The organism is Bradyrhizobium sp. WYCCWR 13022, assembly GCF_030435535.1.
In the GTDB taxonomy this organism is placed as follows: domain Bacteria; phylum Pseudomonadota; class Alphaproteobacteria; order Rhizobiales; family Xanthobacteraceae; genus Bradyrhizobium.
This window is the reverse complement of sequence record NZ_JAUIZJ010000023.1, coordinates 128,509-153,605: the sequence shown is the minus strand read 5'-3', so window position 1 is coordinate 153,605 and position 25,097 is coordinate 128,509. Positions and strand designations below refer to the sequence as shown.

Genomic DNA, 25,097 nt, shown 5'->3' with positions numbered 1-25,097 from the left:
GAGGGAGCGCGCACCGTGTTCGTGGCGTTTACTGATCCGGCCCGAACTTGAACCTGCCGTCGCCTTCCAGATATTGCCCGCTGCGCATGTAGAGCTGGCCGTTCTGGCCGATGAAGAACAGCGTGCCCTTGGGCACCTTCTTGGCGCCCTTCAAGAGTTCGCCGGCATTGCTGGTGCCCATCTTGTAGGAAAAGGTCTTGCCTTCCTTGTCATAGGCATAGCCGGTGTCCGGCCTGAGCTCCCACGGCGTTGCCGCTTTTTGCGCGCAGGCGGGAGCGGCGAGTGCGCCGAGCGCAGCTACGATTGCAAATGTCTTGATTGAAAATGCCATCATCCATCCTCCCCAACATCGGGGCGCCCTTGCTTGAACAAATCACGAACGATAGATCCGGGTCAACTTGCGATGACGTCGCAGCGCATCACACCTTGCCCAGCAGTTTGTGATTTTCCCTTCGTCCCCTCGCGACTATGTTCCGCTTTCAGTCTAGAACGCAACACGACAAAGATATTGGTGGGGATGATTCGAATGCGCCATGTCATTAAATTCTGCGGAATCGCTGCGGTGTCGCTGACGGCGCTGGCGCAGGCCGCCCGGGCCGATGACTTCCAGCTCAGCCACAACCAGCGGATTTCGTGCAGCCGCGGTCTTGCCCCCGGCAAGCTCAACACGGCGACCTGCAAGTCCTACACCTATCTCTTCAACACCAAGACCTCGGAATATTTCCGCTGCCAGGTCTCGCTGGCGCTGACCCGCGACAACAAGGAAGTCATCAACGTCCAGACGGACGGTGGCTGCACCAAGAAGCCGCGCATCTTCGAGGCCGATGGCCACTATGATTTCGACGCAACCGAGACCGAGCCGCCGAACACCAACTCGTTCTTCGGCCCCGGCGGTTACTCGGTCTGGGCGGCCGACATGACCGCGCAGAAGATTCGCGGCTGCATCACCATCTCCTCCGGGCTCGGCTCCGACATTTCCAAGTGCGTGGACATGACTTTCCAATGACGGCCTGCCTGCGGCGGCGAGGCGGATGCCGACGATCCGGCTGCGCCACGTCGCCGCACCCACCGGGTTCCCTCAAAGCCCAGCCAAAACAATCGCTTCCGCAGCCCTGTTTTGCCTTTTGGATGGGTTGACCCGTCCGCCTCATCCGGCCAATTTCGCCGCCGGTTTGGGGAGTACAACAACCATGAAACGGACGATTTTTGGCGTGGCCGCGGCTTTGGCTCTGGCGGCGTCGGCACCTTGCGCGCAGGCGCAATCCTTCATCAACGTACTGACCGGGGGCACCTCCGGCGTCTACTATCCGCTCGGGGTCGCGATCGGGAAGATCTACGGCGACAAGATTCCGAACGTGAAGACGCAGGTGCAGGCCACCAAGGCGTCGGTCGAAAATCTCATCCTGCTCCAGCAGGGCCGCGGCGAGCTGGCGTTCACGCTGGGCGACTCGCTGAAAGCCGCCTGGGATGGTGACGAGGAAGCCGGCTTCAAGACCAAGCTGGACAAGCTGCGCACCATCGGCGCGATCTATCCGAACTACATCCAGATCGTCGCGACCGCCGAGAGCGGCATCAAGACGCTCGCCGACCTCAAGGGCAAGAGCCTGTCGGTCGGCGCGCCGAAGTCGGGCACTGAGCTGAACTCGCGCGCGATCCTGGCCGCCGCCGGCATGACCTACAAGGATCTCGGCAAGGTGGAATATCTGCCGTTCGCCGAATCCGTCGACCTGATGAAGAACCGCCAGCTCGCGGCGACCCTGCAATCGGCGGGCCTCGGCGTGGCTTCGCTCAAGGATCTCTCGACCTCGGCCCCGATCACGGTGGTTGCGGTACCGAAGGAGACCGTCGACAAGATCGGCCCGCCCTTCATCTCGGCGGTGATCCCGGCCAACACCTATACCGGCCAGGACAAGGACGTGCCGACCGCGGCCGTGGTCAACTACCTCGTGACCTCCTCGGCAGTGTCGGACGACCTCGCCTATCAAATGACGAAGCTGGTCTACGAGTCGCTGCCCGAGCTCGCCAACGCGCACGCGGCGGGCAAGGAGATCAAGCTCGAGACGGCGGCCACCGGAAGCCCGGTTCCGCTGCATCCCGGCGCGATCCGCTATTACAAGGAAAAAGGGCTGATCAAGTAACACAGGTGTCATGGCCGGGCTTGACCCGGCCATCCATCCTCGAACAGTCATCTCTCGATGGATGCCCGGGTCAAGCCCGGGCATGACGATTTCAGGGCGCGGGGACAGATCGATGTTGCAGGCTGAGGGTACCGACGCGGCGCCCATCAAGGTCGAGTTCGACAATTTCGAGCACGGTTTTCCGGAAGGTTTTGGCCCGGGCTGGTGGGGCGCGCTCGCCTACTGGATCGGCATCGCCTTTGCGACCTTCCAGCTCTATGTCGCGGCCTTCAACTATCTGCCGAGCCAGGTGGTGCGTGGCGTCCACGTCGGCTTCCTGGTCCTGCTCACCTTCGGCCTGATCGCCAACTTCACCGCGAAGAGCAATTTCGGCCGTGCGCTCGGCTGGACGATCGGCGGCGCCGGTTTCTTCTGCGGTCTCTATCAGTGGATCTTCTACGCCGATTTGATCGCGCGTGACGGCGATCCGACCAGGCTCGACCTCGCTGTCGGCACGCTGCTCGCAGTGCTGATCTTCGAGGGCACGCGGCGCCTGATGGGTGCGGCGCTGCCGCTGATGTGCGGTGCGTGTCTCGTCTATTGGTTCTTCGGACAGTACCTGCCGTCGCCGCTGAACCATCGCGGCTATGACTTCGACCAGATCGTCACGCATCTGTCCTACGGCACCGAAGGCTTCTACGGCGTGCCGATCTACGTCTCGGCGACCTACATCTTCCTGTTCATCCTGTTCGGTTCGTTCCTGGAGCGCGCCGGCATGATCCAGCTCTTCACCGACGTTTCGCTCGGGCTGTTCGGCCGGACCCGCGGTGGACCTGCCAAGGTCGCGGTGTTCGCCTCGGGCATGATGGGTACGATCTCGGGCTCCGGCGTCGCCAACGTCGTTACCGTCGGCCAGTTCACGATCCCCTTGATGATCAGGTTCGGCTACCGCCGCGCCTTTGCCGCCGGCGTCGAGGCGACGGCCTCGATGGGCGGCCAGATCATGCCGCCGGTGATGGGCGCGGTCGCGTTCATCATGGCGGAGACGCTCGGCGTTCAGTACTCGGAGATCGTGAAAGCGGCCGCGATCCCCGCAGTGCTCTATTTCGCCTCCGCTTTCTGGATGGTGCACCTGGAAGCCGGCAAGCACGGCCTGCACGGTATGAAGCGTTCGGAAACGCCGAGCGCCTGGAAGGCGCTGGTAAAGGGCTGGTACTTGGTGTTGCCGCTCGCAGCCCTTGTCTACATGCTGTTCGAGGGCTTCACGCCGCTCTATGCCGGCAGCATGGGTCTCGCGCTGACGGTGACGCTGATCCTGGGCGCGAGCATCACGGCCGGCGCGTCCTCGATGCTGATCCGCTACATCTTCTGGATCGGGCTCGCGCTGGTCGTTGCCGCGCTCTCGCATGACGGGCTGAAGATCGTGCCGGTCGGCTGCGTCGTGATCGCTCTGGTCCTCGTCACGGCCTTCGTCCGTGGTGGTGTTGCGGCACTGCGCTCATGCCGTGATTCGCTTGCTGAAAGCGCAAAATCCGCCATCACCGTCGGCATGGCCTGCGCCATCGTCGGTGTCATCATCGGCATGATGTCGCAGACCGGCGTCGGCACCATCTTCGGCAGCTGGGTGATCGGTCTCGGCGAGAAGAGCCTGTTCCTGGCACTGATCATGACCATGCTGCTGTCGATCCTGCTCGGCACCGGCATCCCGACCATCCCGACCTACATCATCACCGCAGCGCTTGCCGCGCCGGCGCTGGCGAAACTCGGCGTGCCGCTGATCGCGAGCCACATGTTCGCGTTCTACTACGGCATCATGGCCGACCTCTCGCCGCCGGTCGCGCTCGCAGCTCTTGCGGCCGCGCCGATCGCGAAGGAGAACCCGGACAAGATCGGCTGGGAGGCGATGCGCATTGCGCTTGCCGGCTACGTCATCCCCTTCATCTTCGTCTATTCGCCGGCCTTGATGCTGCAGGCCGGCGATCCCATGGCGGCCAGGCTCGGTTTCTACGGCGCGGTTGCGCTGGCGAGCTTCAAGGCGCTGGTGGCGATCGCGCTGTTCGGCATGGTCGCGATCGGCTTCCTGTTCACGCGGCTGTCGCTGCTCGAGCGCGTGGTGGCGCTGGGCGCCGCGCTGTGCCTGCTCGGCGACTTCCCGTTCAGCGACACCGCGGGCTTCGTGCTCTCGGCGGCACTCGTGCTGTGGCAATGGCGGCAGCGTCCGCCTGCCGTCGTCGAGGCGGTGTGAGCCTCTGCTTCGCAACGGCCGGCGGCGTGAAGGCGCTGGCGCTGTCCGCGTTCACACTTGTCTGGACGCATTCGATCGCGAAGGTCGACTGGCAGGAGGACTGGCGCGTGACGCCCGCGGGTCTCGAACTCGTGCAGGCCCGCGTCAAGGGCACCGGCCCCGGCATGGAGCCGCCGCCCGAGGCGCGGCTCGTCGACGGCTGGTTTCAATGGCAGCCGAAGCGCGCTCCGATGCCGGAGGTCGTGCTCGGCAATTCCGGCGCCGCCGGCGAATGGCGGCTATGCCATGACGGGACGTGCCGGACGCTTTCGGAGATTGTCGGCCATCCCATCGGTGCTAACGTCACCAAGATGAGCATCTGCGACGAACAGCAGAAATAAGGGAGAGATGCGATGGACCGGCTCAAGGGCAAGGTTGCGATGGTGGTGGGCGCCGGGTCGATCGGCCCCGGCTGGGGCAACGGCAAGGCGACCGCGGCGACCTTTGCGCGCGAGGGCGCGCAGGTGTTTTGCGTCGACCGCAACGGCGCAGCCGCGGAAGAGACTGCCAGGATCATCACCGGCGAGGGCGGCAAGGCAACCGCATTCACCGCCGACGTCTCGCGGCCTGCCGAGATCGAGGCGATGGTCGCGGCGTGCCTCAAGGCCTATGGCCGCATCGACGTGCTCGACAACAATGTCGGCATCGCCGAGATGGGCAGCGTCGTCGAGGTGACCGAAGAGAGCTGGGACCGCGTCTTCAGCGTCAACCTCAAGAGCGCCTATTTCGCCATGAAGCACGTGATCCCCGTGATGGTGAAGCAGGGTGGCGGCTCGATCATCAATATTTCCTCGATCGCCTCGATCCGCCACATGGGCATCTCCTACGTCACCTACGGCACCTCGAAGGCCGCCATGAACCAGATGACCCGCACCACGGCAATCGAGTTCGCGAAGCACCATGTCCGGGTGAATGCGATCCTGCCGGGCCTGATGAAGACGCCGATGGTGGAGCATTCCGCCGGCCTCGCCAACAGCTACGCCAAGGGCGATGTCGAGGCGATGTGGCGAGCCCGCGATGCGCAGGTGCCGATGGGCCATATGGGCGACGCGTTCGACGTCGCCAACGCCGCGCTGTTCCTGGCCTCGGACGAGTCGAGATATGTGACGGGGATCGAGCTCGTGGTGGACGGCGGGATCACGTGCAAGGCGGGGGCCTGATCTGGCTTCAGCTAGCCCCGTCATCCTGAGGCGCGAGTGGCGCGATGCAAGGCATCGCGCCGGGAGCCTCGAAGGATGAACGGCCCCGCTGCAGCCGGGCCGTCGCCCTTCGAGGGCCGCTGAAGAAGCGGCCACTTCAGGGTGACGGCGCTACATTGATGCTGCGGCTACAGGACTTACTGCGCCAGCGCCAAAATCCCTCCGGCGAAGGCGTGCCACGCCGCCGTCTCGCTGATCGGCCAGTTCAGCACCTTCACGGCCAGCAGCGCGAGCGTGCCGGTGATGTAGACCGGATGCACACGGCCCTCGACGCGCCAGTCTCGCACCATGGCGACGACGAGCAGCAGCGAGGCGACCACCGCCGGGGCGATCGTCACCGGCACTGGCGGCGGACCCGGCGGCCCGGGAGGTGCGAGGAAGGTCAGAAACCAGCGCGCGATTGCGGCGTCGAGGATCGAGACTGCGGCGAGGAGCATCAAGCGCTTGTGGATCTCGGGCCTGCGCGTATTCATGATGGCGAGCACGAATATCACTGCGAAGAACGCGATCCCGCTCATCGGCACGATCGAGAAGGAGATGCCGGCGTCCTTCTGCCCAAGCGCAGCGGAATGCTGCATCACATGCACGGAGGCGAGGAAGCCGAAGATCGTCATCGCGGTCGCAAGCGAGACGCCGGCAATTCCGAGCGAACGGTGATTGACCACGCGGCCCGACGCCGCCAGCCAGGTCTGGAGCACAAAATAAAGTGTCCAGGTGAAGAACAAGAGTCCGTGAAAATGAATCACCGGGCTCGCGGAAAATGTCCGGTGGACGAGCGGCACCCAATAGGTCGGCGCGAAGCCGAGGAAGGCGGTGGCTGCGCAGGCCAGCGCCATGTGGAGGTAAAAATATCGTGCGGGCGACGCATCACGCGCGCGCACACGACGGTCGTCGATCAAGGTCGTCATCTGGAATGAGTCCGGGGAGGGGCAGTTTGGTTCGATCGATGAGTCTGTCATCTCCCAGATACGGCCCCTTCCCGCGCCGGGTTCATCCCCCCGCGCTCAATTCCGCCCGATCCAACTCCTCCTCCAACCGGTGAAACGCGTCGTCGCCGATGACTTCGGTGGTGCGGAGGTCGAAGATCGACTTGCGCGCGGCCTCGATGGCGCGGCGGCGCAGGGGATCGGCGGGGAGTTCGCCGTTGGCGATGCCGCCGTGTGGATCGTCGTCCGCCTGCATCAGGATGGCGCGGTATTCGAGCCGCAGGATCTCGGCCTCCTCCGACGGATCGTCCTCGATCGCATCGAGCGCGGCGCGATAGGCGATGGCGCGGGCGCGCGCGACCTCGATGCCGACGGGATCGTCGTCCTTGAGGCCGAAGGCCAGAATCAGCGGCCGCAGCGTCAAGCCCTGGATGATCAGCGATCCCAGCACCACCGCGAAGGCGATGAACACGATGAAGTCGCGATAGGGAAAATTCTCCGGCAACGCGAAGGCGGTGGCGAGCGTGACCAGGCCGCGCATGCCGCACCAGGAGATGATGAGGCCGCCCTTGGGCGAGGCAACCTGCTTGGGATCCTTCGGGTGATAGATCCCGCGTGCGATCAGCACGCGGAGCGTGGTGCGGTAGAACGTGATCCAGAGCAGCCTGACGAGAATGACGGTCGTCAGGATCCACGCCGCGGCCACGCAATATTCCCAGCGCACGTCCGCGTCCAGCTTGGTCCAGATCGGCCGCATCTGCATGCCGATCAGCATGAAGGCGAGCACGTTGAGGACGAACACCGTCGTTTCCCAAACCGCGTAGGACGGCACCCGCAGCCGTGCCGGCATGCGGGCCGGTGCCGTCTGCGCGATGGTGATGGCATAGACGACGATGGTGAGGATGCCGGAGAGGCCGAGATGCTCGGCGCCGATCCAGATCATGAAGGTGGTGGCGAATTGCACGATGATCGCGCTCGGCACCTCCGTGATCCGCTCCATGATCGGCGGGATGATGCGGCCCGCAGCAAGGCCGGCCAGCACGCTGCCGACCAGGCCGAGCGCGATTGTCGGCGCGACCTCGCTCCATTTCAGGTGCTCCATGACGACGGCGCCGACCGCGATCCGATAGATCAGCAGCGCGCTGGCGTCGTTGAGCAGGCTTTCACCTTCCAGCACCTTCACCATGCGGTGGGGCAGCTTGACCTGGCTCAGGATCGCGACTGCGGCCGCGGCATCCGGCGGCGCCACGATGGCGCCGAGCGCGACCGCGGCGGCCCAGGGCATGTCAGGCATCAGCCGATGTGCCACATAGGCGACGCCGATCGTGGTAAGGCCCACCGCGGCCACGACCAGGGTCGAGACCGGAACCCAGTTGTTGCGCAGGTCGCGCAAGGATGTGTCGAAGGCGGCGTCCAGCAGAACCGGTGCGACAAAAAGCGCCAATGCCAGATCGGGTTCGAGCGTCCATGTCGGGCTGTGGGGCACGAACGCAATCAGAGCGCCGCCGATGGCGAGAAAGGTCGGGTAGGGGACCTTGATCCGCCGTGCCAGCGCCGATAAGGCAACGGCGCCGAGCAGGAGCACGATGATCCATTCGAATGTCGACAAGACGATCCCCGAAACCGATGTGAGCGGCGCCACAGGCTAGCACCAATCCGGCCGTATGATGGATAGTGTAGCCAGAAAGCAAGACCTTCCGACTGCAACGAGCATGCGTTTTCAGAAACCCATTCGGACGTCAGGAGCCGTGGTGCTCGCAGCGCTCTTGTCCGGCCCGGCCCAGGCCGCGACAGGGGGCGAGCCGGTGGCGACAGTGCAGGTCGACGTCGCTGCATGCCTCGCCGCAACGGCTGCCGACGACATGGACAAGGCGGGCCCGGCCTGCGCCGCCGTCATCGACAGCGAGAAGACCGCAAAGCGCGATCTGATCAAGGCGCTGGTCGCGCGTGGCGCGCTGCTGGCGCGGCACGACCAGATCGACCGCGCCATCGCCGACGACAGCCGCGCGTTGCTGCTCGATCCCTCGCTGGCCGACGTGTTCAACGCGCGTGGCGAACTCTGGCTGAAGAACGGCGACAAGCCCAAGGCCGTGCAGGATTTCGGTGCGGCGTTGCGGATCGATCCGAACCACGAAAAGGCCAGGGCCAATCACAGGGCGATGGCGCGCGAGCTCGAGCGGATCGGCGCGCAGATGGCGGTCGCCGGCAAGCCCAGCTTCAATTGCGCCGGTGCGCGCCGCCCCGTCGAGAAGGCGATCTGTGGAAACCGCGAGCTCGCCGACCTCGATCGTGAGGTCTATGCCGCCAATGCGCGCGTGATCCGCGAGGCCGGCAGCGAGGGCGAGGCGAAGAAGTTCCAGCGCGAGCAGGACGACTTCATCGCCCGCCGGAACGCCGGCTTCGGCCGACCGGGGTATGATTTGAAGAAGGCGATGCAGGAGCGACTGCAGCGGCTGAACGGGGTGGACGGGTATTGAGGTTCTAACCTCAAAAGAGGTCGTCATGCCCGGCCATGCCGGCGTGGGTAGCCCCAATTTGAACCCATTCTCCCCCCGCCGCGACAACGGGAAAACCTGATGTCACGGAGTTGTCGCCATGTGCGGCTCGCGTTCTTCCGCGCAAGTGTTCCCGATCACAAATGGCCGGCTGCACACCTTCCTCCTCGGCGCCGCGATCAGTATTGCCTTCGCCGTCCCGGCATCTGCCGCCGCCGATTGCGTCATGGGCAGCAAGGCCGCACCAGCCGAAATCCTCTCGGCGTGCAGCGCCATCATCGACCAGACCTCGAACCCGATTTCCGACCGCGTCGCGGCGCTGCTGGTGCGGGCCGATGCCAATGCGCGGACATCGGGCGGCCTCACGCAGGCACTGCGGGACATCGACCGCGCCATCGCGTTCGACGGCAGGAACGCCCGGGCCTGGCGCCTGCGCGGCGACCTGTTGCGCGAGGCGGGCGGTGATCTCAACCGCGCCACGTCCGATCTCGGCAAGGCGATCGAGCTCGACCCGCAGGACGCCGAAGCCTATGAGCTGCGCGGCGTCGCCTACACCAATCAGCGCCGGCTCGACCGCGCGATCGCCGACTATGACCAGGCGATCAAGCTGAGGCCGGATTATGCGCAGGCCTGGTCCGACCGCGGCGCGACCTATTACCTCAACGGCGACAACGACAAGGCGGTCGCCGATCTCAGCGAGGCCCTTCGGCTCGATCCGAACCGGGCGCGCAGCTACACCAACCGCGGTGCCGCCTACAAGAAGCTCGGCCAGCTCGACAAGTCGATCGCCGACGACAGCGAGGCGATCAGGCTCGATCCGAAGGTGCCTGAGTATTACGACAATCGCGGGCTCTCCTATGCCGCGATGAAGGACTACGACAAGGCGATCGCCGATTACGACCAGGCGCTGCGGCTGGCGCCGAAACCGAACTTCTTCACCAACCGTGGCGATTCCTACCAGTTCAAGGGCGAGTTCGGCGCAGCGCTCGGCGATTACGAGGCCGCGCTGAAGCTCGATCCTGACTTCGCGAAGACCTACAACAACCGCGCCGTGCTCTATTCCAAGATGGGCGACCGCAAGAAGGCCCTCGCCGACTACGAGACCGCGCTGCGGCTCGATCCCGGCAATACCAACGCTGCGGACGGCCGCCGCACCATGATCGCGGAGATCGCGAAGTTCGGCGCCGCGCCTCCACAACCGCTGGCCGCAAATTCCGGCAACGGTCCGTCGTTCGATTGCGCCCATGCCAAGCGCGAGGTGGAGAAGGTGATCTGTGCCGATCCGCAACTGGGCGCGCTCGATCGCCAGCTCGCCGAGGCCTATGAGCGCGTGCTGAAATCGATGAACCGGCGCGCGGCCGCCGATCTGCGCAGATCCCAGCGCGATTTCCTCGCCACCCGCGACGCCAGCTTCCGCCGCCCCGGCTACGATCTGAAGAAGGTCATGCAGGACCGGCTGCAGCGGTTGAACGCGATGGAAGGGTAGGCTCGCCTCTCCCTCTCCCGCAAGAACGGGGAGAGGGAGAAGGATAGAGCTTGAACCGCGGCCCGTTCCCGGGAAAATACCCCTCAAACAAGGCCGGCACTTGATCCCTGTCATGGCGGGACTGACGTCCTGCCGTCAGGTCAAGGTCAGGCCAATAGAGGGAACGGGAGCGCGGGAATGAACGTCCAGGGAAAGAGCAGATATCACGAGGTCCATGCGCGCTCGCTGGCCGATCCTGAAGGCTTCTGGGCCGAGGCGGCCAAAGAAATCGACTGGATCGAGCCGCCGAAAAAGATCTTCGACGCCACGCAGGGCGTCTACGGCCGCTGGTTCGCCGGCGGGGTCGTCAACACCTGCTACAACGCGCTCGATCGTCACGTCGAACGCGGCCGCGCCGACCAGGTCGCGCTGATCCATGATTCGCCGCTGACGAACTCCGTCACCAAATTCACCTATGCCGAGATGCTGGCCGAGGTGCAGGCGCTCGCCGCCATCATGCAGGATTTTGGTGTCGCCAAGGGCGACCGCGTCATCCTCTACATGCCGATGGTGCCGGAGGCCGTGGTCGCGATGCTGGCCTGCGCGCGCATCGGCGCGGTGCACTCCGTGGTGTTTGGCGGCTTTGCCGCGAAGGAGCTTGCGACCCGCATCGACGATGCACAGCCGAAACTCATTCTTTCGGCAAGCTGCGGCATCGAGCCCGGCCGCATCGTGCAGTACAAGCCGCTGCTCGACGAGGCGATCAAGCTGGCATCCGCGAAGCCGAAGGCCTGCATCGTGCTGCAGCGTCCGCAGCTGACTTGCGATCTCACGCCGAAGCGCGACTATGACTGGGCGAGCCTGCGCCGCAAGGCGATGAACGAAGGCAAGAAGGCGCCTTGCGCGCCGGTCGCCGCCACCGACCCGCTCTACATTCTCTACACGTCGGGCACGACAGGCATTCCCAAGGGCGTCGTACGCGACAATGGCGGGCATCTCGTCGCCGTGAAATGGTCGATGTTCAACCTCTATGGCGTCAAGCCGGGCGAGGTCTGGTGGTGCGGCTCCGATATCGGCTGGGTGGTCGGCCACAGCTACATTGTCTATGGCCCGCTGCTGCATGGCGCGACCTCGATCATGTATGAGGGCAAGCCGGTGGGTACGCCCGATGCCGGCGCGTTCTGGCGCGTCATCAGCGAGCACAAGGCGGTCGCCTTGTTCACCGCGCCGACCGCGTTCCGCGCCATCCGCAAAGAGGATCCGGAAGGCAAGTTCATCCGGCAATATGACCTGTCGAAGTTCCGCACGCTGTTCCTCGCCGGCGAGCGCGCCGATCCACCGACGGTGGAATGGGCGGAGCAGCAGCTGAAGGTGCCTGTGATCGACCATTGGTGGCAGACCGAGACCGGCTGGTGCATCGCCGGCAATCCGGTCGGCCTCGGTCAGTTGCCGGTGAAGCACGGCTCGCCGACGGTGCCGATGCCGGGCTACCAGGTCGACGTCGTCGACGAAGCGGCCAAGCCTGTTGGTCCCAACACCATGGGCTCGATCGTGATCAAGCTGCCGATGCCGCCGGGCTGTCTGCCGACGCTATGGAACCAGGACGCTCGCTTCAAGGAGGCCTATCTCAGCGAATTCCCCGGCTACTACAAAACGTCGGATGCCGGCTACAAGGACGAAGACGGTTATGTCTTCGTCATGGGCCGCACCGACGACATCATCAATGTGGCCGGCCACAGGCTCTCCACCGGCGGCATGGAGGAGATCCTGGCTTCGCATCCCGACGTCGCCGAATGCGCCGTGCTCGGTGTCAAGGATGCGATCAAGGGTGAGGTACCCTGCGGATTCCTGGTGCTGAAAGCCGGCGTGAAGCGTGCGCCTGCCGAGATCGAGAAGGAGATCATCGCGCTGGTGCGCGACAAGCTCGGCCCGGTCGCCGCGTTCAAGCTCGCCATCACCGTCGGCCGCCTGCCGAAGACGCGCTCGGGCAAGATCCTGCGCGGCACCATCAAGAAGATCGCGGACGGCGAGGCCTGGACCATGCCGGCCACGATCGAGGACCCCAAGGTGTTAGACGAGATCGGGGATGCGCTGAAGGGGAGGGTGTGAGGTGCGGGGACCTTACAATCTCCTCATTCCGCGCTAAACAGGGCCGGCCAACAGGGGACCACTCATGTCACTCGCCACCGCGCCGCGGCTGCTTATTGCCGTGGGGCTCGCCATCGCTCTTTCCGCGTGCTCGGCGCGTTACCAGACGCCGACGGCCATGGGCGGCGACGACGATGATGCGGTGTGCCAGAGCCGCGGCCTCGCGGTCGGCTCGCCCGAATATGTGGCCTGCCGCAAGGATCGTGACGTCCAGCGCAATGCGGCGATTTCCCGCGCCGATCGCCGTCAGCGCGATCTCGGCGAATACATGCTGAACCATCCAGAGCGTCCGTAAGCGACGCTTCTTGCGCAATGACGAGATAGAGCTCGCCCCAAACAAAAACGCGGCGGGTTTCCCGCCGCGTTTTCGATGACGATACGAGAGGAGAGTCTTACTCTTCCTCTTCCTCGTGCTTCTTGCCGCCGAGGGTCTTGAGCTTGGCGAACACGGCGTCGACGTTGAGATCGTCGCTCGACTTCTCCGACGGCTCGTACTCGTCCTTCTTGGTGGTCTCGGAGGCCGGCAGCAGGGTGGCGCCGCCGTAGTTCGCGTCGATCGGCTTTTCCTTGGCCGCGCGCGCCACTTCGAAATCGAGCTCGATCTGCGAGCAGAGGCCGAGGGTCACGGGATCGATCGGGGTCAGCTGCGAGGTGTTCCAGTGGGTGCGGTCGCGCACGCTTGCAATCGTGCTTTTGGTGGTGCCGACCAGGCGCATGACCTGGGCATCCTTGAGCTCGGGATGGCTGCGCAGCAGCCAGAGGATGGCGCTCGGACGCTCGTGGCGGCGGGACACCGGGGTGTAGCGCGGGCCCTTGCGCTTGGGCTGGGGCGGCAGCACGACCTTGCTCTCCTGGAGACGAAGCCGGTAGTCCTGGTTCTTCTCGCCCTTCTCGATCTCCTCGCGGGTCAGCTGGCCGTTGGAAATCGGGTCCATGCCCTTGATGCCCTGCGCGGCGTCGCCGTCGGCAATCGCGCGCACCTCGAGGGGGTGCATCTTGGTGAAATCGGCGACCTGGTCGAAGGTCAGCGCGGTGTTGTCGAGCAGCCAGACGGCGGTCGCCTTGGGCATCAGAGGTGCGTTGCTCATGGCAAATCTCCTTTGTGCTTCGCCCACCCCTCTGGAGGCGAAACCGGTGGTCATCAGCGATGACAGGGAATTCGCGCTATATAAGCCCGGAGGGGGTAGCCACGCAATGGTTCTGCTATAGATAGTGCCTTGACAGCGCCCGAAAGGGGGCCCAATTCCCTCTCAACTCGCTATAACGTCTCAGCAGACCGTTTTAGGCCCTTTTCCATCCATCGACCGTCCCCCGCCAGCAGGCGAACGGGTGATTCGGTCCCGAGATCGCTCAATGTCAGCCAAACCAGACCTCAAGATCGTGCTTTGTTCTCCTCGCGGCTTCTGCGCCGGAGTGGTCCGGGCGATCGACACCGTGGAACGGGCGCTCGATAAGTACGGCGCCCCCGTCTATGTTCGCCACGAGATTGTGCACAACAAATACGTCGTCGACGGGTTGAAAAAGAAGGGCGCGATCTTCGTCGAGGAGCTGGCTGAAATCCCGGAGAACACGACAGCCCCTGTGGTGTTCTCGGCCCATGGCGTGCCGAAGTCGGTTCCCGCCGACGCCCAGTCCCGCAATCTGTTCTCGCTGGATGCGACCTGCCCGCTGGTGACCAAGGTTCACCGCGAGGCCGCGATCCACTTCAAGCGTGGCCGCGAGATCTTCCTGATCGGCCACTCCCACCACCCCGAGGTGGTCGGCACGCTCGGCCAGCTTCCGACCGGCGCGGTCACCCTGATCGAGACCGCCGAGGACGCCAAGACCATCAATCCGAAGGATCCGAACAATCTGGCCTTCGTGACCCAGACGACGCTGTCGATCGACGACACCGCGGAGATCGTGGCGCTGCTCAAGGAGCGCTTCCCGAACATCAACGGGCCGCACAAGGAAGACATCTGCTACGCCACCACCAACCGCCAGCTCGCGGTGAAGAAGGTGGCGCCGGTGGTCGACGCGCTCATCGTCGTCGGTGCTCCCAATTCGTCGAACTCGCAGCGCCTGCGCGAGGTCGCCGAGCGCGAGGGCTGCAACATCGCCGTGCTGGCGCAGCGCGCCGCCGACATCGACTGGACCAAGTTCGGCAACATCACCAGTCTCGGCATCACCGCCGGCGCATCCGCGCCCGAAGTGATCGTCGAGGAGATCATGGACGCGTTTGCCGAGCGCTACACGCTGCATGTGGAAACGGTCTCGGCCGCGGAGGAGAACGAGTTCTTCCCGCTGCCGCGTCAGGTGCGTCCCGAAGCCGCCGCCGAGTAGACCTTCATGGCGGTCTACACCGACGTTGCCGCCGACGAGCTTGCGGATTTCCTGAAGCAATACGATCTCGGCGAATTGCTGTCCTACAAGGGCATCGCCGAGGGCGTCGAGAACACCAACTTCCTGCTCCACACCAGCAAAGGCTCGTTCATCCTCACGCTCTATGAAAAGCGCGTGGCGAAGAACGATCTGCCGTTCTTCCTTGCGCTGATGACGCATCTCGCCGAGCACGGCGTGAGCTGTCCGCTGCCGGTGAAGGCGAAAGACGGCGAGGCGCTGCACGAGCTGCAGGGACGACCCGCCGCGATCATCACCTTTCTCGAAGGCATCTGGCCGCGCAAGCCGAACGCGACCCATTGCGCCGGCGTCGGCGAGGGGCTGGCGAGGATGCATCTCGCCGGCGCCAATTTTGCGATCAAGCGCGCCAACGCGCTGTCGGTCGCGGGCTGGCGGCCGCTGTTCGATGCGGCAGCCGATCGCGCCGACGAGGTCCAGCCGGGCCTGCGCGCGTTTCTCGAAACCGAGCTCGACTATCTCTCCGGCGGCGTCTGGCCGAGCACCCTGCCCGAAGGTGTGATCCACGCCGATCTCTTCAACGACAACGTCTTCTTCCTCGGCGACAAGCTCTCGGGCATCATCGACTTCACCTTCGCCTGCAACGACATGCTGGCCTATGACGTCGCGATCTGCCTGAATGCCTGGTGCTTCGAGCCGGATCATTCCTTCAACGTCACCAAGGCGCGCGCTTTCCTCAACGCCTACGGCCGGGTGCGAAAGCTCTCGGAGGCGGAAGAGGCCGCGCTTCCGCTGCTCGCACGCGGTGCGGCGATCCGCTTCCTGCTGACGCGGCTGGTGGATTGGCTCAACGTGCCTCCCGGTGCGCTGGTGAAGCCGAAGGATCCGCTGGAATATGTCCGCAAGCTGCGCTTCCACCAAAACGTTTCGAGCGCGCGCGACTACGGGCTGATGCCGTCAGGACTGGTTGCGTGAGCGAGCTTCCCAATGTGACGATCTATACCGACGGCGCGTGCTCGGGAAATCCCGGGCCCGGCGGCTGGGGCGCGATCCTGAAGTTCGGCGACAAGGAAAAGGAGCTGAACGGCGGCGAGCGCCACACCACCAACAACCAGATGGAATTGATGGCGGCGATCTCCGCGCTCGAAGCGTTGAAGAAGCCGTGCACCGTCGATCTCTACACCGACAGCCAGTATGTCCGTCAGGGCATCACCGGCTGGATCCACGGCTGGAAGCGTAACGGCTGGCGCACCGCCGACAAGAAGCCGGTGAAGAATGTCGAGCTATGGCAGCGCCTCGATGCCGCGCTGAAGGCACACGAGGTCCGCTGGCACTGGGTCAAGGGCCATGCCGGCCATCCCGAGAACGAGCGGGCCGATCAGCTTGCGCGGGATGGAATCGTCAAGGCCAGGACGCAGCAGCGCGTGGGCGAATAGAGGTTTGTTCCGTCATTCCGGGGCGGTGCAAAGCACCGAACCCGGAATCTCGAGATTCCGGCTTCGCCTCGTCGAGGCGCCCCGGAATGACATCCAGTCTTACAGCTGCCCCAGCAGCGTATCGCCGCCCGACACCTCGACCTTGCCGGGCATCGCTTCGAGGTTCAGCTTCTTGACCACGCCGTCCTCGACCAGCATCGAATAGCGCTTGGAACGGATGCCGAGGCCGTTGCCGGAGGCATCCAGCTCCATGCCGATCGCCTTGGCGAAGTCGGCGTTGCCGTCGGCGAGGAAGACCGCCTCGTCGCGCTGGTCGGTGTCGCGCTTCCAGGCGTTCATGACGAAAGCATCGTTGACCGAGACGATCGCGATGGTGTCGACGCCCTTGTCCTTCATCGCGTAGGCGTTGAGGAAGATGCTCGGCAGATGCATCTTGTGGCAGGTGCCGGTGTAGGCGCCGGGCACCGCGAACAGCGCCACTTTCTTGCCCTTGAAGATATCGTCGGTGGTCTTCACCTGCGGGCCTTCCGCCGTCATCACGCGGAATTTCGCCTCGGGCAGCTTGTCGCCAGTCTGGATCGCCATCGTCAGTCTCCCTGAAAATCGGTCCCGCTTTTTAGACCGTGCGGCCGGCCTGTACAATATTGCCTGCGGGGGAAGCTGAGGGGCCGGCAACCCTTCACCGTTATGTCATCAGCCGGCAAAGCCGCCGCCGTCGAGGAAGGCCTGCTCCTCCTCGGAGGTGTCGCGGCCAAGCAGGCGGTTGCGGTGGGGGAAGCGGCCGAACCGCTGGATGATGTCGGCGTGCTCCCGGGCATATTTCAGGTTTTCGGCATTTTCGGTGTTCTCGAACAGGGCGACGCAATGCAGCTTGTCCGGTAGATGCTCGGAATGCATGAAGGGCAGATAGAGGAATTCGAGCAGGATGGGATCGGCCCTGCGATCCGTGCCCCGCGCGATGGCGCGGCGGGCGACATCTCGCGCGAACGCGTCGCTGGCAAAGGCCTGCGGCGTGCCGCGGAACATGTTGCGGGGAAACTGGTCGAGCATGATGACGAGCGCGAGCGCGCCCTCGTCGCTGTCTTCCCACGACGCCAGCTCGCCCGCGGTTGCCTTCTGCCAGAGCGGAAGAAAGCGGCGCCTCACCTCCGCGTCGAACGCGTCGCTGCGCGTGTACCAGCGCTCGCGGCCGGCCTCGCGCCAGAAGGCGAGAACGCCTGATGGCATGGTGTCGCCGATGTGTGTCATGAAGCAGAAGCGGCCTTACGCCGCCTCGGCCTTCTTCTCGTCGCGAAGCTGCCGGCGCAGGATCTTGCCGACATTGGTCTTGGGCAGGTCGGTGCGGAATTCGATGTGCTTGGGCACTTTGTAGCCCGTCAGCTGCTCGTGACAGAATTTGATCACGGCTTCGGCCGTGAGGTTCGGATCCTTCTTCACCACGAAGGCCTTCACCGCCTCGCCCGACTTGGAATCGGGGATGCCGATCACGGCGCATTCCAGCACGCCCGGATGGCTCGCGATCACTTCCTCGATTTCGTTGGGATAGACGTTGAAGCCGGAGACCAGGATCATGTCCTTCTTGCGGTCCACGATCTTGGTGTAGCCCTTCTCGTCCATGATGCCGATGTCGCCGGTGCGGAAATAGCCGTCCGGGGTCATCACCTTCGCCGTCTCCTCCGGCCTGTTCCAGTAGCCCGACATCACCTGCGGGCCCTTGGCGCAGATCTCGCCGGCCTGGCCGAGCGGAACTTCGTTGCCGTCGTCGTCGCGGATCGAGATCCAGGTCGAGGGGACCGGAATGCCGATCGAGCCGGAGAACTCGGTCGTGGTCGCTGGGTTGCAGGTCAGCGTCGGCGAAGTCTCCGACAGGCCGTAGCCCTCGGCGATGAAGCAGCCGGTGACGGCCTTCCACTGTTCGGCCACCGGGCGCTGCACCGCCATGCCGCCGCCGTTGGAGATCTTCAGCTTGGAGAAGTCGAGCTTCTTGAAATCAGGATGGTGCATCAGGCCGTTGTAGAGCGTGTTCACGGCCGGGAAGCTGTTGACCTGGTATTTCGCGAGCTCCTTGATGAAGCCGGCGATGTCGCGCGGGTTCGGGATCAGGAGATTGCAGCCGCCGGCGCGCACCGCGAGCAGGTAGCAGGCCGTCAGCGCGAAGATGTGATAGAGCGGCAGCGCGCAGACGATCATGAGCTGCTCGACGTGCGGCGGCGCATTGAGCGCCGGCTGGAGCCAGGCGTCGTTCTGCAGCACGTTGGCGACGATGTTGCGATGGAGCAGCGTGGCGCCCTTGGAGACGCCGGTGGTGCCGCCGGTATACTGCAGGAAGGCGACGTCGCCGGGCGACAGTTTCGGCTTGTTGAAGGTCTGGCCGCGTCCGGCGGCGAGCGCGTCGTTGAACGACACCGAGCCCGGCAGCGACCAGGCGGGCACCATCTTCTTGACGCGCCGGACGACGAGATTGACGATCACGCCCTTGAGGCCGAGCAGGTCGCCCATGCTGGCGACGATGACGTGCTTGACCGGCGTCTTCGCGATCACCTGTTCGACGGTATGGGCGAAGTTCTCCAGCACGATGACGGCTTCGGCGCCGGAATCCTTGAGCTGATGCTCGAGCTCGCGCGGGGTGTAGAGCGGATTGACGTTGACCACGGCAAAGCCGGCGCGCAGCACCGCGGCGGTGGCGATCGGATATTGCAGCACGTTCGGCATCATGATCGCGACGCGCGCACCGCGCTGCAGGCCGCGTCCCTGCAAGTAAGCCGCGAGCGCCAGTGACATCTGGTCGAGGTCGCGATAGCTGATCGCCTTGTCCATGCAGATGAACGCCTTGCGGTCGGCGAACTTCGCAAAGCTCTCCTCGAGGAGGTCGACCAGCGATGCGTATTGCGTCGGCTCGATGTCAGCGGGCACGCCGGGCGGATATTGCTTGAGCCAGATGCGCTCCATGGAAACTCCCCTCTCTTCACTTCAGAGCCCGTTGTGTCTCGGGCTGCCTCATTGCCGGCAGTATCGAGCCTGCCGGAACGGCTGGCAAGCGGTCGAGGCTTAGGGCAAAGGCTGGGGAGAGGCTACTGGAATCCTCGCAACGGGCTGCCGCACCTGCGAAGCGCGGGCGCCGCCTGAAGGATTTGGCGCGTTAACCTAGCTGTTGTTGGGCGCGGGCTTGGGCTTCGTGGCGGCCTTGGGCTTGGCCGGCTTGGCGGCTGCCTGATCGCTGCTCGCGGCAGGCTTCGCCGCCGCGTCGGACTTGGCGGCGGCATGCTTGCTTGCCGCCGGTTTCGCCGCGGTCTTGGTGTCGCTCCTGGCCGCCGCGTCCGACTTGGTTGCCGCCGGTTTCGCCGCCGCCGACTTGGCCTCGCTGCCGGCGCCGGGCTTCTTGGCCGTACGCGACTTCTTGCCACGCGCCTTTGGCGGGTTCTGCTGGTCGGCGTCGGCTGCGACCGCTGCGACCAGGGCTGCGCCGGTGCGGGTCGGACCGGTGTAGACCACCACGGGTTCTACCGGGGCCGGGGCCGAGGCCATCAGCTCGGATGCCTTCATCAAAGGCGGCTGGAGGCCCGCGGTGAAGAACGTCACCGGGGCCGCGCCGCCGGTTAAGGAACCAGATCCGCCGGTCGCGCCGTTGGTTGCGATCAGCGCATCGTCGTCGTCGCTGGCCGGACGCTTGCGATGACCGCCGCACATCTCCTCGCGCAGGTTCGGCGGCGAGGCGTCGACCGGCACGAGGTTCTCGACGGTGCCGAGCGAGGGGCGCAGCCACGACAGATTGTCCTGGCTGAAGCCGCGTTCGAGCAGCTGCGCCGCCTTCACCGCGCGCGCGGTGCCGGAGCTGGCGCCGAGCACGACCGCGATCAGGCGGCGGCCGTTACGCGTTGCCGACGCCACGAGATTGTAACCGGAGGCGCAGATGAAGCCGGTCTTGAAACCGTCGGCGCCGGGATAGCGGCCGATCAGCTTGTTGAAATTGCCGGTGACGCGCTTGCCGAAACGGATCGCGGGGATGTGCACGTAGTACTCGTACTCAGGCAGGTCGCGCAGGAACGAGCGGGCGAGAATGCCGAGATCGCGCGCCGAGGTGACGTGTCCGTCCGCAGGCAGGCCGTTCGGATTGACGTAGTTCGTCTGCGTCATGCCGAGCCGCTTCGCATTATCGTTCATCATCGCGGCGAAGCCGTCGATCGAGCCGCCGATGCCTTCGGCCAGCACCACGGCCATGTCGTTCGCCGACTTGACCATCATCATCTTCAGCGCATTGTCGACGGTGAGCTGTGTTCCCGGACGGAGGCCCATCTTCGAGGGCGCCTGCGATGCGGCCGTCGGCGATACCGTCAGCAGCGTGTCGAGCGTGATCTTGCCGTCCTTCACCGCCTTCAGGGTCACATAGGCGGTCATGATCTTGGTGACGGAGGCCGGATACCAGGGGATGGTCGCGTTGTCTGCCTGAAGGACCTTGCCGCTGTCGGCTTCGATCAGCAGCAGCGCTTCGGCATGGGCGAGGCGCGGTACGATAAACGCACCTACGGCGAGGGTCGCGGCGAACAGGTTGAACAGGGATTTGCGAAGCAGCGGGCGAAAGGCGTGCACTATCCGATTCCGGTCCTTGGAGATCCGCCCGACAAGGACGGTTCTCGTGATCTGATGTTCGGTTCTGAAATCCAGCGCCGCCGCTTGCGGCGTCGCAAACCTATACCGGCTCGTGCGTCGAGAATAGGGGCTTCCGATGCGTATTCCGCAATGAACTAGGCCGAATTTCGACGGTGGCGCCGGGACTTGTTAAGGGGATCTGGCGGCGGCAGAAGCAGCCTCCGCGGCACTCACGCCGGCTCGTGCATTTTCCTGCACCATGAACTGCGCCTTGGCGAGCTCGGCGAAATGGCCGCCTTTGGCCACGAGTTCATCGAAAGTTCCGCTTTCGATCACCCGCCCGTTCTCGAACACCAGGATCCGCGTGGCGTTGCGGATGGTGGAGAGGCGGTGGGCGATCACGAAGGTGGTGCGGCCCTTCATCACTTCATCGAGAGCGGCGTTCACCTTGGCCTCTGTGACGGCATCGAGCGCGCTGGTCGCCTCGTCCAGGATCAGGATCGGCGGGTCCTTCAGCAGCGCACGCGCGATCGACAGCCGCTGCCGCTCGCCGCCGGAGAGCATGCGGCCGCGCTCGCCGGCATTGGTCGCAAAGCCGCCGCTGCGCTCGATGAAGTCGATCGCCTGCGCGCGCTCGGCCGCCTTGCGCATCTCGGCTTCGGTCGCGTCCGGCTTGCCGACCCGCAAATTCTCCTCGATCGAGCGGTTGAAGAGCAGCGCTTCCTGAAACACCACGCCGATGTTTCGGCGCAGCGATGTCAGGGTCACGCCGCGCACGTCCATGCCGTCGATCTTGATGAAGCCGGATTGCGGGTCGAAGGCACGGTGCAACAGCGCGATCGCGGTCGACTTGCCTGCGCCGGTGGGGCCGACCAGCGCGACGGTCTGGCCCGGCAGCGCGGTGAAGGTGAGGTCCTCGATCGCGGGCCGCTTGCCGTCATAGGAGAAGGTGACGTCGTTGAACTCGACGAGGCCGGAGAGCCGCCCGGCGTCGATCGCGTCGGGCCGGTCGTGGACGGCGGGCACGGCGTCGAGCACGTTAAAAAACTCGCGCAGGCGCGGCGCTTCCATGAACACGTTGTTGATGAAGCTGACGACCTGCTCGAGCTTCTGGATCAGCATCGTCGCGAAGCTCACGAACATCACGATCTCGCCGACGGAGGTCAGGCCCTCGTCGTGCAGCGCGATGCCGAGCGTGAAGATCGCGAGCACGGTGATGGTGGTGGAGGCGCGCGTGATCACGGTCACGAGCGCCCACCAGGACAGCACCGGCATCTGCGCGGCGAGCAGCTCGTCGGCGACCGAGCGCAGTCCCTTCACCTCGGACTCGACGCGCACGAAGCTCTGCACCAGCGCGACGTTGCCGAGCGCGTCGGAGGCGCGTGCCGAGAGCTCGCTGTAGTGCTCCTCGACCGCCATCTGCATGCCGAAGGTCCTGCGCACGACGAAAGTCGTCAACGCGGTGAAGACGACGCAGAGCACGAACAGCAGGATCGCGAGCCGCCAGTTCAGGTAAAGCGATAGCGGCAGCAGCACCACCACCGACAGGATCGCGGCAAAGTGCTCGCGGAAGAAGCCGAGCCAGAGCCGCCACAGCGCGTCCGTGCCGTTGAGCATCACCTTCATCAGCCGTCCCGAATGGGTCCCGGAGTGGAAGGTCAGCGGCAGCTGCAAGATGTGCTCGAAATAATCCGTCAGCACCGCCTGGCGCTGTCGATGCGAGAGACGGTCGGCCTGGAGCGCCACGAGTGCGCTGCATCCGATCGTGAACAGTCCGAATGCCACCCAGGCGGCCAGAAACGGCCAGGCCGAGTTGGAGCCTGCCACGGTCTTGCCGGAGAGCACGTCGACGATCCGGCCGAACAGCACGGGTTCCGCGAACTGCGATGCCGCCAGCAGGAGGTTGGCGACCGCAAGCAGCCAGCCCAGCCGCGCTTCCTTGCCGAGCAGTTCGAGAACGCGGGTGTAGAGGCGGAGGATGGACATGCGATACGCTGAACCGTGGAAAGGTCGTCAGTCAACGGGTTGAACCTCTGCACGACTATACTGGTGTGGACATTTCAGGCCACCTTTAAGGTGGGGATATTACTGACGTCGACAGTCTGTTCCGCGTGCCACGTGTCGTGGGCCGCCTGCATCCGGACCCAGATCCCGGCCCCGCCTCCAAACAACTTTCCGACGCGCACCGCGACCTTCGGCGACAGCGGCTTCTTCTCTTCCATGATGTCATGGAGATGCTGCCGTGAAATGCCCAACAGGCGCGCGATCTCGACCTTGGTCTTTCCCGAGGCCGGCAGCATGTCCTCGCGCAACACCGCGCCTGGATGAACGGGGCAGCGGCGGGGATCAAGGTTCGGTGCTCGGTTGATCAATCGGCGCGAGCCGTACCTGAACGGCAGATGAGCGGCGGTTGCGTCACGATCACGCAACCCCGTTCATGTCCCGTTGGGGTTGGGGAACCCAACATGGGATGCGGGTGTTTGAAAGACATGAGCCTGTCTCGAGGCACCATTGAAGGTCCCAAGGAGGGTCCAGATCATGTTTGACCGATTTTCGAAGTTTGCCGGCCGCAAGGCCGTTCTCGCCACGGCCGCGGTGCTGGCGCTGACATCAGTCGCGCCGACCGCATCGTTCGCTGGCGGCCGCCATTGGCATGGAGGCGGCGGCGCAGCCTTTGCCGGCGCGGCGATTGCCGCCATCGGTACCGGGCTTGCGATCGCTGCGACCCGAGACGCCTACGCCTACGATGCCCCTGCCTATTACGGCGGCGGCCCGGTCTATTACGATGAAGGCCCGGTCTACTATGGCGGCCGGTACACTGGCCCGGGTAGTCGCGAATATCCGGGCAATGGCAGCGTCGGTCGCGACCCCTTTGCCTCTTGCAGCCGAGGCGGCGCGGGTTGTTGGTAAGTCGTTGACTACGATAGGCCGGCGCGCTTGCCGCGTCGGCCTATTTTGCCTTTTAATCTCAAGCGTTAACGCGTCGACCATGTGTTTAGAGTAGTTTTGCGTACATGAGTGATTCGCTTGAGCGGCTATATCTGGCTGTGCTCGCGGCCAGGGATCTTGATCCGGCAACATCGCGTACGGCCCGGCTGTTTCAGCGCGGGCCCTCCAAAATGGCGAAGAAGCTGGCCGAAGAGGCCATCGAGGTCGTGATCGATGCGGTCAACGGCGACACCGAGGCCGTGGTCCGGGAAAGCGCCGATCTGCTCTACAATCTCACCGTGCTCTGGGCGTCCGCCGGCGTCTGCCCCGAAGACGTCTGGCGCGAGATGTCGCGGCGGGAAGACATGCTCGGTATCGCGGAAAAGCTGCCGAAATCGTCGATGAAGCTGCCCAAAGTCGCCTCACCGCGCATCTCCGCGAGGCGGCCAATTGTCGCTATCGAGGGCCGTGCGGCCCGCAAACGGCACTAAATCGTCACAAAACTCGCGATGGACAAATCCGTCCCATGGTGCTTCATCGCGGCGCCATGCTGAAACGTATCTACGACTGGTGCATCGACGCCGCCCACAAGCCCTACGCGCTCTGGATCATGGGTGTCGTGGCTTTCGCCGAAAGCTCGTTCTTTCCGGTTCCCCCTGATGTGATGCTGATCCCGATGTCGCTGGCGCGCCCGCAGCGCGCCTGGGTCTATGCGGCGGTCTGTACCGCGACCTCGGTGCTGGGCGGCCTGCTCGGTTACGCCATCGGAGCGTTGCTGTTCGACTCGGTCGGCCATTGGCTGATCCAGGTCTATGGCCTCGGCGACAAGGTCGACGCCTTCCGCGCCTCCTACGCCGAGTGGGGCGCGGTGATCATCCTGCTCAAGGGCTTGACGCCGATCCCCTACAAGCTCGTCACCATCACCTCGGGCTTTGCCGGCTACAATCTCGTTTTCTTCGTCCTGTGCTCGATCGTCGCCCGCGGCGGGCGCTTCTTCATCGTGGCGATCCTGCTCAACCGCTATGGCGACTGGATTCGCGAGCGGATCGAGCGGCATCTCGGCCTGTGGGTGGCGCTCGGTGCCGCCGTGCTGGTGCTCGGCTTCGTGATCGCCATCAAGCTGATCTGAGGCCTGGAGCCGGAGCGCTTTGACGCCGCGCCGGCTTCGGTTACGG

General features: G+C 64.7%; 25 protein-coding genes. 15 read left to right on the top strand and 10 right to left on the bottom strand.

Annotated elements, in window-relative coordinates; genetic code table 11:
• Positions 1–28: 28 nt before the first annotated feature.
• Positions 29–331 carry a hypothetical protein gene (locus QY049_RS27700; RefSeq protein WP_194482589.1) on the bottom strand — a complete coding sequence of 101 codons (303 nt, stop codon included), beginning with the start codon at positions 329–331 and terminating at the stop codon, positions 29–31.
• Positions 332–526: 195 nt separating this feature from the next.
• Here QY049_RS27700 and QY049_RS27695 point away from each other — a divergent pair, with 195 nt between their 5' ends.
• The 5 genes from QY049_RS27695 (at position 527) to QY049_RS27675 (ending at position 5,561) form a co-directional block, all read left to right on the top strand.
• Positions 527–1,006, top strand: coding sequence for a hypothetical protein (locus QY049_RS27695; RefSeq protein ID WP_194479399.1), 480 nt, complete (start codon positions 527–529; stop codon positions 1,004–1,006).
• A gap of 184 nt (positions 1,007–1,190) precedes the next feature.
• Positions 1,191–2,138 (top strand): TAXI family TRAP transporter solute-binding subunit, encoded by a 948-nt coding sequence (locus tag QY049_RS27690; RefSeq protein WP_194479400.1) that lies wholly within the window; start codon positions 1,191–1,193, stop codon positions 2,136–2,138.
• Between the two features lie 112 nt (positions 2,139–2,250).
• Positions 2,251–4,362, top strand: a complete 2,112-nt coding sequence (locus QY049_RS27685) for a TRAP transporter permease (protein WP_258765018.1) — start codon at positions 2,251–2,253, stop codon at positions 4,360–4,362.
• Complete coding sequence (locus QY049_RS27680; protein ID WP_194479402.1) at positions 4,323–4,742, top strand: DUF1850 domain-containing protein; 420 nt, start codon at positions 4,323–4,325, stop codon at positions 4,740–4,742. Before QY049_RS27685 ends, QY049_RS27680 begins: the two co-directional genes overlap by 40 nt.
• 12 nt (positions 4,743–4,754) lie before the next feature.
• Positions 4,755–5,561, top strand: a complete 807-nt coding sequence (locus QY049_RS27675) for an SDR family NAD(P)-dependent oxidoreductase (protein ID WP_258765019.1) — start codon at positions 4,755–4,757, stop codon at positions 5,559–5,561.
• A gap of 176 nt (positions 5,562–5,737) precedes the next feature.
• Here the strand turns inward: QY049_RS27675 and QY049_RS27670 are convergent, their stop codons facing one another.
• Positions 5,738–6,508, bottom strand: coding sequence for a hypothetical protein (locus QY049_RS27670; RefSeq protein WP_258765020.1), 771 nt, complete (start codon positions 6,506–6,508; stop codon positions 5,738–5,740).
• Between the two features lie 82 nt (positions 6,509–6,590).
• Entirely contained in the window at positions 6,591–8,168 is a 1,578-nt protein-coding gene (locus QY049_RS27665) for a sodium:proton antiporter (RefSeq protein ID WP_258765021.1), read from the bottom strand.
• A gap of 70 nt (positions 8,169–8,238) precedes the next feature.
• On the opposite strand from QY049_RS27665, the gene QY049_RS27660 reads away from it, so the two are divergent.
• The 4 genes from QY049_RS27660 (at position 8,239) to QY049_RS27645 (ending at position 12,929) form a co-directional block, all read left to right on the top strand.
• A complete protein-coding gene (locus QY049_RS27660; protein ID WP_301270221.1) occupies positions 8,239–9,003 on the top strand; it encodes a tetratricopeptide repeat protein in 765 nt (254 codons plus the stop codon).
• A 118-nt stretch (positions 9,004–9,121) separates the two neighbouring features.
• On the top strand, positions 9,122–10,507 hold the full coding sequence (locus tag QY049_RS27655) for a tetratricopeptide repeat protein (RefSeq protein ID WP_258765023.1): 1,386 nt from the start codon (positions 9,122–9,124) through the stop codon (positions 10,505–10,507).
• Positions 10,508–10,684: 177 nt separating this feature from the next.
• On the top strand, positions 10,685–12,595 hold the full coding sequence (locus QY049_RS27650; protein WP_194479408.1) for a propionyl-CoA synthetase: 1,911 nt from the start codon (positions 10,685–10,687) through the stop codon (positions 12,593–12,595).
• 64 nt (positions 12,596–12,659) lie between these two features.
• Positions 12,660–12,929, top strand: coding sequence for a hypothetical protein (locus tag QY049_RS27645; protein WP_194479409.1), 270 nt, complete (start codon positions 12,660–12,662; stop codon positions 12,927–12,929).
• 97 nt (positions 12,930–13,026) lie between these two features.
• On the opposite strand, the gene QY049_RS27640 is transcribed toward QY049_RS27645, so the two are convergent.
• Positions 13,027–13,722, bottom strand: a complete 696-nt coding sequence (locus tag QY049_RS27640) for a DUF1013 domain-containing protein (RefSeq protein ID WP_128949643.1) — start codon at positions 13,720–13,722, stop codon at positions 13,027–13,029.
• Positions 13,723–13,987: 265 nt separating this feature from the next.
• On the opposite strand from QY049_RS27640, the gene ispH reads away from it, so the two are divergent.
• Genes ispH through rnhA form a run of 3 tightly spaced genes read left to right on the top strand, consistent with a single transcriptional unit; the run spans position 13,988 to position 16,407 of the window.
• Complete coding sequence (gene ispH / locus QY049_RS27635) at positions 13,988–14,956, top strand: 4-hydroxy-3-methylbut-2-enyl diphosphate reductase (RefSeq protein ID WP_194479410.1); 969 nt, start codon at positions 13,988–13,990, stop codon at positions 14,954–14,956.
• A 6-nt stretch (positions 14,957–14,962) separates the two neighbouring features.
• The gene (locus tag QY049_RS27630; RefSeq protein ID WP_258765024.1) at positions 14,963–15,946 is read left to right on the top strand and encodes a homoserine kinase; all 984 of its coding nucleotides are present in this window, start codon (positions 14,963–14,965) and stop codon (positions 15,944–15,946) included.
• On the top strand, positions 15,943–16,407 hold the full coding sequence (rnhA, locus tag QY049_RS27625) for a ribonuclease HI (RefSeq protein WP_194479412.1): 465 nt from the start codon (positions 15,943–15,945) through the stop codon (positions 16,405–16,407). The genes QY049_RS27630 and rnhA overlap by 4 nt, the downstream gene beginning before the upstream one ends.
• 99 nt (positions 16,408–16,506) lie before the next feature.
• Here the strand turns inward: rnhA and QY049_RS27620 are convergent, their stop codons facing one another.
• From QY049_RS27620 to QY049_RS27595, 6 genes are all read right to left on the bottom strand, one after another.
• Positions 16,507–16,992, bottom strand: a complete 486-nt coding sequence (locus QY049_RS27620; protein ID WP_194479413.1) for a peroxiredoxin — start codon at positions 16,990–16,992, stop codon at positions 16,507–16,509.
• Positions 16,993–17,100: 108 nt separating this feature from the next.
• Positions 17,101–17,655 (bottom strand): DUF924 family protein, encoded by a 555-nt coding sequence (locus QY049_RS27615; protein WP_258765025.1) that lies wholly within the window; start codon positions 17,653–17,655, stop codon positions 17,101–17,103.
• Between the two features lie 15 nt (positions 17,656–17,670).
• Positions 17,671–19,356, bottom strand: a complete 1,686-nt coding sequence (locus QY049_RS27610) for a long-chain fatty acid--CoA ligase (protein WP_258765026.1) — start codon at positions 19,354–19,356, stop codon at positions 17,671–17,673.
• A gap of 195 nt (positions 19,357–19,551) precedes the next feature.
• Positions 19,552–20,994 (bottom strand): D-alanyl-D-alanine carboxypeptidase family protein, encoded by a 1,443-nt coding sequence (locus QY049_RS27605; protein WP_258765027.1) that lies wholly within the window; start codon positions 20,992–20,994, stop codon positions 19,552–19,554.
• A gap of 189 nt (positions 20,995–21,183) precedes the next feature.
• On the bottom strand, positions 21,184–22,980 hold the full coding sequence (locus QY049_RS27600; RefSeq protein WP_258765028.1) for a glucan ABC transporter ATP-binding protein/ permease: 1,797 nt from the start codon (positions 22,978–22,980) through the stop codon (positions 21,184–21,186).
• A 74-nt stretch (positions 22,981–23,054) separates the two neighbouring features.
• A complete protein-coding gene (locus QY049_RS27595; protein WP_194482590.1) occupies positions 23,055–23,366 on the bottom strand; it encodes a HigA family addiction module antitoxin in 312 nt (103 codons plus the stop codon).
• Between the two features lie 166 nt (positions 23,367–23,532).
• On the opposite strand from QY049_RS27595, the gene QY049_RS27590 reads away from it, so the two are divergent.
• The 3 genes from QY049_RS27590 (at position 23,533) to QY049_RS27580 (ending at position 25,051) form a co-directional block, all read left to right on the top strand.
• On the top strand, positions 23,533–23,904 hold the full coding sequence (locus QY049_RS27590) for a hypothetical protein (protein ID WP_246755694.1): 372 nt from the start codon (positions 23,533–23,535) through the stop codon (positions 23,902–23,904).
• A 104-nt stretch (positions 23,905–24,008) separates the two neighbouring features.
• Positions 24,009–24,413 carry a phosphoribosyl-ATP diphosphatase gene (gene hisE, locus QY049_RS27585; protein WP_258765029.1) on the top strand — a complete coding sequence of 135 codons (405 nt, stop codon included), beginning with the start codon at positions 24,009–24,011 and terminating at the stop codon, positions 24,411–24,413.
• A gap of 35 nt (positions 24,414–24,448) precedes the next feature.
• Positions 24,449–25,051, top strand: coding sequence for a YqaA family protein (locus QY049_RS27580; protein WP_194479419.1), 603 nt, complete (start codon positions 24,449–24,451; stop codon positions 25,049–25,051).
• Positions 25,052–25,097 lie beyond the last annotated feature (46 nt).

Coding starts and splice junctions, on each gene's coding strand:
- QY049_RS27700 (WP_194482589.1), bottom strand. CDS start 331: ATGGCATTTTCAATCAAGACATTTGCAATCGTAGCTGCGCTCGGCGCA.
- QY049_RS27695 (WP_194479399.1), top strand. CDS start 527: ATGCGCCATGTCATTAAATTCTGCGGAATCGCTGCGGTGTCGCTGACG.
- QY049_RS27690 (WP_194479400.1), top strand. CDS start 1,191: ATGAAACGGACGATTTTTGGCGTGGCCGCGGCTTTGGCTCTGGCGGCG.
- QY049_RS27685 (WP_258765018.1), top strand. CDS start 2,251: ATGTTGCAGGCTGAGGGTACCGACGCGGCGCCCATCAAGGTCGAGTTC.
- QY049_RS27680 (WP_194479402.1), top strand. CDS start 4,323: ATGGCGGCAGCGTCCGCCTGCCGTCGTCGAGGCGGTGTGAGCCTCTGC.
- QY049_RS27675 (WP_258765019.1), top strand. CDS start 4,755: ATGGACCGGCTCAAGGGCAAGGTTGCGATGGTGGTGGGCGCCGGGTCG.
- QY049_RS27670 (WP_258765020.1), bottom strand. CDS start 6,508: ATGACGACCTTGATCGACGACCGTCGTGTGCGCGCGCGTGATGCGTCG.
- QY049_RS27660 (WP_301270221.1), top strand. CDS start 8,239: ATGCGTTTTCAGAAACCCATTCGGACGTCAGGAGCCGTGGTGCTCGCA.
- QY049_RS27655 (WP_258765023.1), top strand. CDS start 9,122: ATGTGCGGCTCGCGTTCTTCCGCGCAAGTGTTCCCGATCACAAATGGC.
- QY049_RS27650 (WP_194479408.1), top strand. CDS start 10,685: ATGAACGTCCAGGGAAAGAGCAGATATCACGAGGTCCATGCGCGCTCG.
- QY049_RS27645 (WP_194479409.1), top strand. CDS start 12,660: ATGTCACTCGCCACCGCGCCGCGGCTGCTTATTGCCGTGGGGCTCGCC.
- QY049_RS27640 (WP_128949643.1), bottom strand. CDS start 13,722: ATGAGCAACGCACCTCTGATGCCCAAGGCGACCGCCGTCTGGCTGCTC.
- ispH (WP_194479410.1), top strand. CDS start 13,988: ATGTCAGCCAAACCAGACCTCAAGATCGTGCTTTGTTCTCCTCGCGGC.
- QY049_RS27630 (WP_258765024.1), top strand. CDS start 14,963: ATGGCGGTCTACACCGACGTTGCCGCCGACGAGCTTGCGGATTTCCTG.
- QY049_RS27620 (WP_194479413.1), bottom strand. CDS start 16,992: ATGGCGATCCAGACTGGCGACAAGCTGCCCGAGGCGAAATTCCGCGTG.
- QY049_RS27615 (WP_258765025.1), bottom strand. CDS start 17,655: ATGACACACATCGGCGACACCATGCCATCAGGCGTTCTCGCCTTCTGG.
- QY049_RS27610 (WP_258765026.1), bottom strand. CDS start 19,356: ATGGAGCGCATCTGGCTCAAGCAATATCCGCCCGGCGTGCCCGCTGAC.
- QY049_RS27600 (WP_258765028.1), bottom strand. CDS start 22,980: ATGTCCATCCTCCGCCTCTACACCCGCGTTCTCGAACTGCTCGGCAAG.
- QY049_RS27590 (WP_246755694.1), top strand. CDS start 23,533: ATGTTTGACCGATTTTCGAAGTTTGCCGGCCGCAAGGCCGTTCTCGCC.
- hisE (WP_258765029.1), top strand. CDS start 24,009: ATGAGTGATTCGCTTGAGCGGCTATATCTGGCTGTGCTCGCGGCCAGG.
- QY049_RS27580 (WP_194479419.1), top strand. CDS start 24,449: ATGGTGCTTCATCGCGGCGCCATGCTGAAACGTATCTACGACTGGTGC.